Origin of the sequence: Micromonospora fluostatini (assembly GCF_050410825.1) — a bacterium.
Classification (GTDB): Bacteria; Actinomycetota; Actinomycetes; order Mycobacteriales; family Micromonosporaceae; genus Micromonospora; species Micromonospora rosaria.
Map to the genome: position 1 here is coordinate 3,023,091 of NZ_CP191251.1, position 10,590 is coordinate 3,033,680.

8 protein-coding genes are annotated in these 10,590 nt (G+C 74.1%); all 8 read right to left on the reverse strand.

The genetic code is table 11. From position 1 onward, the window contains the following. Window positions 1-48: 48 nt before the first annotated feature. On the reverse strand, window positions 49-1,017 hold the full coding sequence (locus ACQUFX_RS12745; RefSeq protein ID WP_428966235.1) for a quinone oxidoreductase family protein: 969 nt from the start codon (window positions 1,015-1,017) through the stop codon (window positions 49-51). Window positions 1,018-1,033: 16 nt separating this feature from the next. After that, the gene (gene ilvE / locus ACQUFX_RS12750) at window positions 1,034-2,017 is read right to left on the reverse strand and encodes a branched-chain-amino-acid transaminase (protein WP_428966236.1); all 984 of its coding nucleotides are present in this window, start codon (window positions 2,015-2,017) and stop codon (window positions 1,034-1,036) included. After that, window positions 2,014-2,688 (reverse strand): RraA family protein, encoded by a 675-nt coding sequence (locus ACQUFX_RS12755; RefSeq protein WP_428966237.1) that lies wholly within the window; start codon window positions 2,686-2,688, stop codon window positions 2,014-2,016. The genes ilvE and ACQUFX_RS12755 overlap by 4 nt, the downstream gene beginning before the upstream one ends. Window positions 2,689-2,691: 3 nt before the next feature. Continuing rightward, window positions 2,692-4,638, reverse strand: a complete 1,947-nt coding sequence (locus ACQUFX_RS12760) for a transketolase C-terminal domain-containing protein (protein ID WP_428966238.1) — start codon at window positions 4,636-4,638, stop codon at window positions 2,692-2,694. 23 nt (window positions 4,639-4,661) lie between these two features. After that, window positions 4,662-5,465: an SDR family oxidoreductase gene (locus ACQUFX_RS12765; RefSeq protein ID WP_428966239.1), complete on the reverse strand. Its 804-nt coding sequence runs from the start codon at window positions 5,463-5,465 to the stop codon at window positions 4,662-4,664. 13 nt (window positions 5,466-5,478) lie between these two features. Beyond that, entirely contained in the window at window positions 5,479-6,525 is a 1,047-nt protein-coding gene (locus tag ACQUFX_RS12770; RefSeq protein ID WP_428966240.1) for an N-acetylneuraminate synthase family protein, read from the reverse strand. Window positions 6,526-6,633: 108 nt separating this feature from the next. Continuing rightward, the gene (locus ACQUFX_RS12775) at window positions 6,634-9,111 is read right to left on the reverse strand and encodes an ATP-binding protein (RefSeq protein ID WP_428966241.1); all 2,478 of its coding nucleotides are present in this window, start codon (window positions 9,109-9,111) and stop codon (window positions 6,634-6,636) included. Window positions 9,112-9,273: 162 nt separating this feature from the next. Beyond that, on the reverse strand, window positions 9,274-10,554 hold the full coding sequence (dpgC, locus tag ACQUFX_RS12780; RefSeq protein ID WP_428966242.1) for a (3,5-dihydroxyphenyl)acetyl-CoA 1,2-dioxygenase DpgC: 1,281 nt from the start codon (window positions 10,552-10,554) through the stop codon (window positions 9,274-9,276). Window positions 10,555-10,590: the final 36 nt, after the last annotated feature.

A 10,590-nucleotide genomic window follows, 5' to 3' on the forward strand; every position in this document is an offset into this window, starting at 1 on the left:
CGAACAACGTCGAATCCCGCCGTTACGCCGTGACGCCGCACCGGCGGGTCACGGGATCAGCAGCAGCTTCCCGCTCGTCCGCCGCGACTCCAGCGCGGCGTGCGCGGTCGCCGCCGCCCCGAGGGCGTACCGGCCACCGATCCGCAGGTCGATGACCCCGTCGGCGAGCCACCGCAGCACCTGCCCCGCCCGGCCGAGCAGCTCGGCCCGATCGGCGGTGTAGTGCACGAGGTTGGGCCGGGTCAGGTAGACCGAACCGGCCTCGTTGAGCCGCTGCGGCGCCACCGGCGCGACGAACCCGCTGGACTGGCCGAAGAGCGCCAGCGTGCCCCGGGGACGCAGGCTGGCGAGGCTCGCGTCGAAGGTGGCCCGGCCGACCCCGTCGTAGACGGCCGCCGCCCCCGCACCCGCGGTGAGCCCCCGCACCCGTCCGGCCAGATCCTCGCTCGGGTGCAGCACGTGGTCGGCCCCGGCCGCCGCGGCGAGCCGCATCTTGTCCGGTACGGACGCCACCGCGACGACCGTCGCGCCCCGCAGCTTGGCCAACTGCACCAGGAGCAGCCCCACACCCCCCGCCGCGGCGTGCACGACGACGGTGTCGCCCCGCTCGATCCGGTAGGTGTCGTGCGTCAGGTAGTGCGCGGTCATGCCCTGCAGGGCGACACCGGCCGCCTGCTCGAAGGACACCCCGTCCGGTACGGGCACCGTCCGGGCGGCGGGCAGCACCACCCGCTCGGCGTAGCTGCCGCCGGTGCCGTCGACCCAGGCCACCCGGTCACCCGCGCCGACCTCGGTGACCCCGGTGCCGACGGCCTCGACGACTCCCGCGCCGTCGAGACCGGGCACGACCGGCAGCGGCCTCGGGTAGAGCCCCGACCGCACGTACACGTCGTGGAAGTTGACGCCGCACGCCCGCACCGCGACCGCCACCTCACCCGGGCCCGGCACCGGATCGGGTCGGATCTCCGCCCGGAGCACCTCGCTGCCGCCGTGCTCCCGCACCGTCACGACCCGCACGGACGTCCCACCCCCGTCACCGGGGCACCTCCGTGAGCCAGCCCGGCCGGGCGGGCAGCACACCCCGGACGGTGTCCGCGTAGGCGCGTTCCAGCCGGGCCGTCACCGGCCCGGTGCCACCGTCGCCGACGACGAGCCCGTCGATCGTCCCGACCGGCAGCACCTCCCACCCGGTCCCCACGAAGAACACCTCGTCGGCCAGGGCCAGTTCGGTGCGGTCCACCTCCCGCTCCTCGACCGGGACCCCGAGGTCGCGCAGCAGGTCCAGCACCGTCGACCGGGTGATGCCGGCGAGCAACGCGCTGGTCAGCGAGGGGGTGACGACGGTTCCCCGGCGGACCAGCGCGATGCAGGCGCCGGCTCCCTCGGACACCTGGCCCCGGTCGTTGAGCAGCACCGGCCAGTCGTGCCCGTTGACCCGGGCCTCCATCACCGCGAGCCGCCCGTTGTGGTAGTTGGAGAAGGCCTTCACCCGGGCCGGCAGCTGGGAGTCACCCGGTCTCGTCCAGGTGCTCACCCCGGCCCGGCAGGCCCGCTCCCGGAAGAGGTGGCTGGTGAACGGCCAGGTGTCGATGACGACCTCGCACTCCACCCCGGCCGGCACCATCTGCTCCCGGATCAGGCCGCGCGGGAAGGCCCACGGCCGGACGTACGTGTCGTCGCGGTACCCGTTGGCCCGCAGCGTCTCCAGCACCGCCGTGCGCAACTCGTCCGGCGGGAACGGGATGACGGTGCGGCACAACCGCGCCGACTCGTACAACCGCTCGAGATGGTCGTCGAGGCGGAACACCAGCAACCGGTCCCCGTCCACGGCGCGGTACGCCTTGATCCCCTCGAAGACGGCCGCGACCGAGGCGTGCCCGACGGAGGTGACGTGCACGGTCGCCTCCCGCCACGGCACCAGCGCCCCGTCGCGCCAGATCCAGGTCGCGGGCGCCGCCGAGGGGTCCGCGAAGGAACCCAGCGCCCCGCCGGGTCGGTGACCCTCCACCGTGGTCACAGGTGCCCGAACTCGGCCAGCAGCTCGGGCAGCGACATGCCGGAGGCGATCTTCTCGCGGACGATGCGTTCCTTGTCGATCTGGGCGTGGGTCGCCTCCAGCACCGCCTCCGCGTCGCCCGCCGGGACCACCGCCACCCCGTTGACGTCGGCGACGACGATGTCCCCCGGGTGGATCACCTCGCCGCCGACCACGACCGGCACGTTGACCTGCACCGGCTCGGTGCGCCCGTGCACCGCCGACGGCGAGGCCCGGGGCACCGTCGACCGGTACCAGACCGGGAAGCCGAGGTCGCGGATCTCGTCGACGTCGCGGATGGCGCCGTCGACGATGCTGCCCGCGACCCCCGCCTTCTGCGAGAGCGTGGACATCAGGGCCCCCCACATCGCGGTCGTCCGCGACTGCCGGGCGGCCAGCACCACGACGTCGCCCGGCTGGGCCAGGGCCAGCACCGGCATGCAGTCCACCAGGTCGTCGATCGACAGGTTCACGGTCAACGCGGGCCCGGCGATCCGGTGGGTGTCGGTGACGGGGGTCAGCCCGCCGATGCCGCCGTCGCGGGCGCGGGCGTCGACGACCAGGCAGCTCGGGCTGTACTCCGCCAGCACCCGCCGGAAACCGTCGACGTGCGCGGCCGGGGGACGGATGAGTTCGTGGCGCGCGGTGTGCACTGCTCAGCTCCTTCTGGTGGGACGGGACGGATGCCGATCGGGAGCCGGGGACGACGGCCAGGCCCGGACCACCGCGGCGAGCTGCTCGGCGTGCAGCCCGTGCGCGTGCAGCGCCTCGTCGTCGGTGCCGCAGACCGGCACCCCGTTGACGCCCAGGCCCCGCAGCCGCGGCGGCGTTGGGAGGTCGAGTTCGAGCAGGGCACGGCCCACGGTGTCCGCGTGGCCGCCGTGCCCGAGGTGGTTCTCCACCACCAGGATCCGGTCGGCCGCCCCGGCCAGCCGGCCCAGCCAGCCCGGATCGACCGTGTTCAGCCAGGGCAGGTCGACGACGGTGAGGTCGACGCCCTCCGCCGCCAGCACGTCGGCGGCGCGCAGCAGCTGGCCGAGCACGAGCGGGCCGGCGCCGAGCGCGACGGTCCGGCCGCCGGGGCGCAGCACGGCACCGTGGCCCGGTGCCGGCAGCGGGTGGCGCAGCGCGGCGACCTCCGGGGGGACGGGCGTACTTTCCAGCCGCAGGTAGACGCTCTGCTCGGCGGTCGCGCAGAACCCGACGGCGGCGCGCACCTGCGCGGGTCCGGCGGGGGCGAGCACCAGCAGGCCCGGTACGGCGCCGACGGCTGACACGTCGCGTACCGCCTGGTGTGAGTGGCCCGGACCGGCGGGCAGCACCCCGGCGAGTGACCCCACGTAGACGATCCGGCGGCCCTCGGTGGCGTTGTTGTAGATGTGCTCGTTCGGCCGCGCGTGCAGGAAGCAGGAGAACGAGTGCACGAAGGGGAGCAGACCGGCGGCGGCGAGCCCGCCCGCCATCGACACCATGTCCTGCTCGGCGATGCCGCATTCGACGAGCCGCTGCGGGAAGGCCTCGGCGAACGGGCCCAGGCCGGTGTCCAGGAGCAGGTCGGCGTCCAGGGCGACGACGCGCTCGTCGGTCGCGGCGAGCGCGGTGAGTGCCTCGCCGTACACCTGGGGCAGGCGTGGGGCGGTGCCCGCCGCACGCCGTGGCAGGTCGGTGCCGGCCGGCCGGAGCGGATCCAGGCCGTGCCGCGCGAGCACCTCGTCGGCCGCGGTGACGAGCTGCTCGTGGGCGATCAGGTACTCCGACAGGGCCGGGGCTCCGCTGTGGTAGCGGTACCGCCACTCGCCCTCGGGCATCGAGGTCGCGGCGAGGAGCTCGCACCCCGCGCCCTTGACCGTGTCGGCGATGATCACGGCGGGCCCGGCGCCGAACCGCGCGGCCCGTTCCCGCAGCGCGCCGCCGACCTCGGCGCTGTCGTTGCCGTCGCAGCGCAGCACCCCCCAGCCGAAGGCCCGGAACTTGGCGACCAGGTCACCGAGGTCCGAGACGTCCCGGACCCAGGTGTCGGACTGCAACGTGTTGTGGTCGACCAGCACGGTGAGCTCGTGCAGGCCGGCGTGGGCCGCGCCCGCGAGGGCCTCCCAGTTCTGGCCCTCCTGCAGCTCGCCGTCGCCGGTGAGCACGAAGACCCGCCGGGACCGGCCCCGGATCCGGTCGCCCAGGATCAGCCCCTTCGCCTTCGACACGCCCATGCCCAACGACCCGGTGTTGAACGGCATCCACGGGGTGTGCACGTCGGGGTGCCCGGGCAGCCCACCGAGGCGGCGCAGCCGGTGCAGCAGGCCCTCGTCGAGGACGCCGAGTCCGATCATGGCGGCGTAGAGACCGGGGACGTCGTGGCCCTTGGAGGAGAAGTACAGGTCGCCGTCGGCGGTGAACGGCCGGCGCAGCTCGGCCAGCAGGAGCCTGCTGACGACGTCGGCCGCGCTGAAGCTCGACCCCAGGTGGCCGGAGCCCGCGCGCATCACCGCGTAGAGGGTGTTCACCCGGCACATCGCGGCGAAGGCGGCGCACCGGTCACCGGTCCCGTCGATTCCGGCGAGCACGCGGGTGAACTCGGAGGTGGGCAACCAGCCCGGGTACGGTCCCATCGGCAACTCCTCCCGGTCGCCGGTCACCAGCAGCTGAATCCGCCGTCGACGAGCAGCTCGGTGCCGGTCACGTAGGCGCTCATGCCCGATGCCAGGAACAGCAGCGGGCCGGTGAGGTCGCCCCGCAGGGCCATCCGGCCCAGCGGTGTCCGGGCGCTGAACCGCTCCCGGAAGACCTCGTCCTGCTCACCGAGGACCCCACCGGGCGACAGGGTGTTGACCCGTACGCCGTGCGGCCCCCACAGGGCGGCCAGGTAGCGGCTCAGCGCCGCCACCCCCGCCTTGGACATCCCGTAGGCGGGCGGTTTGAGGAACGGTGGGTCCATCGGCAGGTGCGCGTAGAGCCGGGGGTCGGGGGCCAGCCCCCCGTAGAGCGAGCCGATGTTGACGATCGACCCCCTGCCACGGCTCGCCATGTGCGACCCGAAAACCTGGCAGACCCGCAGGGTCCCGAGCGCGTTGACCTCCAGCACCTCGGCGCTGGGCGCGTCGGGCAGGTCACCGAAGAGCCGGCTCTGCCCGTCGGCCGACGGCGGCTGGTCGATGCCCGCGTTGTTGACCAGGATCGTCGGTGGTCCCGCCACCGACACGCACCGCCGCAGCGCCCGGTCGAGCGCGCCACGGTCGGTGATGTCGGCGCCGACCAGGGTGAACCGCTCGCGGTCCCCGCCCGCCAGCGCCTCCTCGAGCCGCCGGGAGGCGGTCTCGGCCAGGTCCAGCCCGACCACCCGGGCGCCGGCGTCGAGCAGCGCCCGCGCCCAGACCGGCCCGAGCCGGCCGAGGACGCCGGTGACGACCGCGACCTCGCCGGTGAGGTCGATGTGCATGGCACGGCTCCGTTCAGCGGGTCGAGTCGGACCGGAAGCTCTCGTCGGCGGCCATCGGGGCGCGCACCCGGCGCCCGACGAGGTCGCCCAGCAGGTAGGGCGGCAGCCCGTCGCCCGGCGACTTGATGGCGATGTCCGCGCCGGTGAGCAGGTGCCCGGCCGGCAGGTCGCGGGCCGCCACCAGCTTCTTGCCCATCTTGTGCAGCGCGGGCAGCTCTGCCGGCAGCCGGCGCTTCTCCCCCGTGCCCAGCGACTCGCGGGTGACGCGCAGGTCCTGCACCAGGCGTTCGAGGTCCGGCGGCTCCAGCGAGAAGTGCTGGTCGCTGCCGGGCCCACGACGGTCGAGGGTGAAGTGTTTCTCCACCACCCGGGCACCCAGCGCGTAGGCGATGCTGCTCGCCGCCGTGCCGGTGTCGTGGCCGGAGAATCCGATGACCAGGTCGGGGAACGTCTCCCGCAGCGTGGTGATCACGGCCAGGTGCAGATCGGCCGGTACGGCCGGGTAGATCGCGGTGCACTGCAGCAGGGCGAGGTTCGCGTTGATCGGCACGATCGTCTCGACCGCGCGGACGACGTCGGCCAGGTCGGCCGCGCCGGTGCTGACGATCAGCGGCACGCCGACCTTCGCGGCGTAGGCCAGCAAGGGGGTGTTGGTCAGGTCCGCCGAGGCGATCTTGATGGCGGGCACGCCCAGCTGGGCCAGGAAGTCCACGCTCGCGACGTCGAACGCGGTCGCGATGAAGTCGATGCCGACGGCGGCGGCGACCTTGGCCAGGTGCGTGTACTCCTCCAGCCCCAGTTCCAGGGCGGTCCGGTGCTCGCCGTAGGTCGCGCCGTAGCTGTTCACCCCCGGGTAGGGCATGTCGTACATGCTCGACACGTACAGGTTGGGATTGTCGCGTTTCTGGAGCTTCGCAGCGGTGGCCCCGGCCCGGGCGGCGGCCCGGACCAACGTCTCGGCGGTGGCGAGATCACCCTCGTGGTTGTGGCCGATCTCCGCGATCACATAGGCGTCCGTCGTGTCGGAGATCTCGCGGCCGCCGATGGTTAGAGTGCGCATCGCCCCCCACTCACAGTCGTTGACGGATCCCCCGGTGCGGTGGCCCCGTGCCCGATACTGCTGGCCGGTGCGGGCCGGGGGCATCTGCATTCGCCACCGTTACGGCGGTCACGCGGATCGCAACGACGGCGACGGGCCGGGCCCCGCCGCGGCGGCGCAGGACTGGTGTTGCGCGCCCCACGCGGCGAGGTGGCTGCGCGACCGCAGCCCCAGGGTTGACCGGATGTGGCTGAGGTGGGTCTCGACGGTCCGCACCGACAGGAAGAGGCGGGCGGCGATCTGCCGGTTCGTCCGTCCCTCCACGACCAGGGCGACCACCTCCCACTCCCGGCGGCTCAACGACGCGCCACCGGCCACCTCCGGGGTCCCGGCGGGGTTCCCGGCCGACGACCTCAGCAGTCCGAGCGTCCGCGTGGAGACCTGGTGCCGTGGCAGGTCCCGGCCGGAGGTGAGGGCGGCCTTCGCCCGGGCGGCGGGCACCTTCCGGATCGCCTCCGCGGTGGCGGCGGCCACCCGGTCGCGCCACCACGCCGGAGCGTACGGTGCGCCCAGCCGCCGGGCGACGGCGATCAGGTGCAACCCCAGCTCGTAGCGGCCCGACCGGACGGCGGCGACGGCCAGCCCCTCGATGGTCACGCCCGCGTCGACGGACCGTTCCTGGAAGGACTGCAACGAGCTGGTGAAGGCGGCCTGCGCGGCGCCGAGCTGACCGTCCTCCAGCGCGATCAGGCCGGCGGTGGTGTGCAGGTGTTCGCGCAGCCACCGGGGCACGCCGGCACCCTCCAGGTACGGTCGGGCGTTGGCCAGGACGTCCGCGGCCCGTGTCACGTCACCGGTCTGCAGCAGGACCCGCGCGAGAGCGCTCTGCCCGGCGCCGGTCATCAGCGCGTCGGTGCGGGCCCGGCTGATGCCGAGGCACTCGCTCAGGTCGGCGAGCGCCCGCGCGGGCTCACCGGCCTCGGCCAGCAGCACCGACCGCACCAGCAGCAGCCGGCTCAGCAGCGCGGGCCGGGCGGGGCCGTCCCGTTCCACCTGGACCGCGTCGTGGGCGAGGCGCAGGGCGGTCTCCGCGTCGTCGTTGCGGGCCGCGAGGACAGCGGCTCCGCCGACGGCCACGCTGCGGTACCGGGACCGGGGGCTGACCCGGCGCAGCGTGTCGGGCAGCAAGCGGTCGGCGTCGGTCCGCAGTCCACCCCAGACCTCGGTGCAGGCCAGCGCCGCCGCCAGCAGCAGCTGCCGCTCGTCGGTCGGGTCCACGAACATGCCCAGCGCGGCGGCGAAGTTGTCACTCTCGGCCACGATCGCCGCCAGCGCCGCGGCGGGAACCACCGCCGTGTCGCACAGCGGGGCCGCCAGGGCGGCCAGCCAGCCGATCAGGCGTTCCTGGATGGCCCGGACGTCGTCGCGGACCACCAGCAGCTCGCGGGCGTAGACCCGGATCGACTCCAGCATCCGGAACCGGGCCCGGCCCTCACGGTCGGCACAGGAGACGATCAGCGACTTGGCCTCCAGGTCGGCGAGCAGCTCCGGCACCGCCGCCGCCGGGACGTCGGGACCGGCCGCCACGGCGGTGACCGCCTCCGGCGAGAACTGCCCGGACAGCACCGACAAACGGCGGAACAGCGCCTGCTGCGCCGAGGTGAGCAGCTCGTACCCCCAGTCGAACGCCGCGCGCATGCCGCTGTGCCGCTTGTCGGCCGTCCGCCAGCCCGCGGTGAGCAGGGCCAGCCGGTCGTCGAGCCGGGCGTGGATCTCGGCGGGCGGGAAGGACCGGACGAGCCGGGCCGCCAGCTCGATGGCCAGCGGCAGACCGTCGAGCCGGGCGCAGATGCTGGTGACGTGGGCGGCGTTCTCCTCGGTCAGCTCGAACCCGCAGGTGACCGCGCGGGCCCGGTCGACGAAGAGCCGGACCGCGTCGGACCGGGGATCGAGGGTGGCCGCGCCGCCCGCCTCCGGGTCGGGCAGGCTCAGTGGCGGCACCGGGCAGACCAGCTCCCCGGGCAGCCGGAACGCCTCCCGGGTCGTGGCCACCACGCGCAGGACCGGCAGCCGCACGAGCAGTGTGGTCAGCATCGGCGCGCACGCGTCCAGCACGTGCTCGCAGTCGTTGAGCACCAGCAGCCGGTCCCGGGTGTCCGGGCCGGGCTCGGGCGGGCCCGGCTCCGCCTCGTCGACGGCGACCCCCATCGCCTCGGCGATCCGCTCCGCGATGTCGGCCGGTGCGCGGAGGTCACCCAGCTCGACGACGACCACGTCGCAGCGGCTGCCCCGGCGCTCCTGGTCGGCGAGCTCCACCGCCAGCCGGGACTTGCCCACCCCCGCCGGACCGGTCAGGGTCAGCATCCGGGTGGTCCGCAGCAGCCTGCGCAACTCGACCAGCTCGTCGACGCGGCCGACGAAACTGCTCAGGTGCGTCGACCGTGGGCCGGAGCCGGCGACCGTGGCACCGCCGACCTTGCGGCGCAGCCGGTAGGCGCGCTGCCGGCAGGCGTTCGAGCAGTACCGGGCCGAGGTGCTCGATGCGACGGAGCTCGATCGGTCGATCTGCTTCCTGCACGTCTCACAGGCCACGATGGATTGGGTCACGACCTAGCCTTCCCCCCAGTCGAGCGCCCGTGCTCGAGCCTCGATCACAGCCGGGAGCGTCTCGCTCGCTGCCACCAATCATTGCGGCGGAATCAGCGCGCCGGCAAGAAGTTTGTCGATGTTTGCCCCGAGATGGGGCAGATGCTGCCCCTGGGGCACCGGTCAGTGGAATGCGGCCACCTTGTCGAGGACGTCGGGGCTGTAGGCGCGCACCGCCTGCTCCAGGGCGTACTCGGCGAGGTAGTGACGGAAGCCGTCGACGGGCTCCTCGGCGAGGTTGAGCATCCGGCGGTTGGTGGCCACGGCCGGGGTGGCGAGGTCCGCGACGGCGGCGTCGATCGCGGCGTCCACCGCCGGCTCGTCGACCACGTCGTCGAAGAAGAAACCACCCTCGGGCTCACCGGCCCGGATCCGCGCCCCACCGAGGATCAGGCGGCGGGCCGCCCGGGAGCCCACGAAGCGGGTCAGCCGGAGGTTGGCCACGCCGGGCACGATGCCCTCCCGGGCGGCGGGCAGGCTGATCCAGGAATCACGGACGGCGATCACTCGGTCACAGGTTAACAGGATCTGGGCGCCGCCCCCGATGGCGAACGTGTCGACCACCGCCAACCAGGGCTTCTGCACCGTCCGGGGCCGTACACCGGCGACCCCGCGTACGATCTTGCTCAGGTACCCGAGCTCGCGGCGCAGCAGGAAGTCGATGAACGAGATCTCGCCCGAGCGCAGGTGCTTGAGGTTGATCCCGGCGCTGAAGACCCGCCGGCCGGCGTAGCGGGGATGGGTCATCGGGCCGCCCCGTAGCACGCCCACCCGGGTCGCCGGATCCAGCAGCACCAGGTCGACGGCCGTCTCCACGTCGGCCACGTGCAGGTTGTCCTCGGCGTTGAGGCAGCCGACGTTCGTGATCGTCACGTGCCCGGCGGAGCCCCGCCGCTCCACCCGGGCCGCGTCGAGCTCGACCCGGCCCGTCCTCTCGTAGCGCTCCCGCAGTCCCACCGCCCGCGCGGTGGGCCGCAACATCGCCTCGACCAGGTGCGCCCCCGCGACCGGCGCGGACAGCAGCGCGTGGAAGAGGATCCCCTGGTCGATCTCGCGCCCCTCCTTGGCGGCCTGCGGCCGGCCGGCCTCCTCGGCCATCTGCGCGGCGGTCGGCGCCAGCCCGGGAAAGGCGACCCCCGCCCGGTGGGCGAGCTCACCGAGGCGGGGCGTCGTGGTGCGGCGGGCGGTCAGGTCGTCGTACACCGACTCGGCGTGCAGGCCGAGGAACTCGGACCGGAACCGGCGGGCGTCGGCGTGCACCGCCTCGGCCCGGGCCTGCTCGTGCGCGGTCCGGTCAGGCCGGCGCGGAAGCGCCGCCAGCTGCCCGTCCTTCCGTCGCAGGTAGCTCTCCGCTGCCCGGCGGTCCAGGGTGAAGTCGCCGCACAGCACGGGTGCAACATCCATGAGTCGCAAAGCTATCCCCGGCGAGCCGCGTCAACG

Excerpts from the sequence above, each read along its gene's own strand:
- ACQUFX_RS12760 (WP_428966238.1), bottom strand. The coding sequence starts at position 4,638 with ATGGGACCGTACCCGGGCTGGTTGCCCACCTCCGAGTTCACCCGCGTG.
- ACQUFX_RS12765 (WP_428966239.1), bottom strand. The coding sequence starts at position 5,465 with ATGCACATCGACCTCACCGGCGAGGTCGCGGTCGTCACCGGCGTCCTC.
- ACQUFX_RS12770 (WP_428966240.1), bottom strand. The coding sequence starts at position 6,525 with ATGCGCACTCTAACCATCGGCGGCCGCGAGATCTCCGACACGACGGAC.
- dpgC (WP_428966242.1), bottom strand. The coding sequence starts at position 10,554 with ATGGATGTTGCACCCGTGCTGTGCGGCGACTTCACCCTGGACCGCCGG.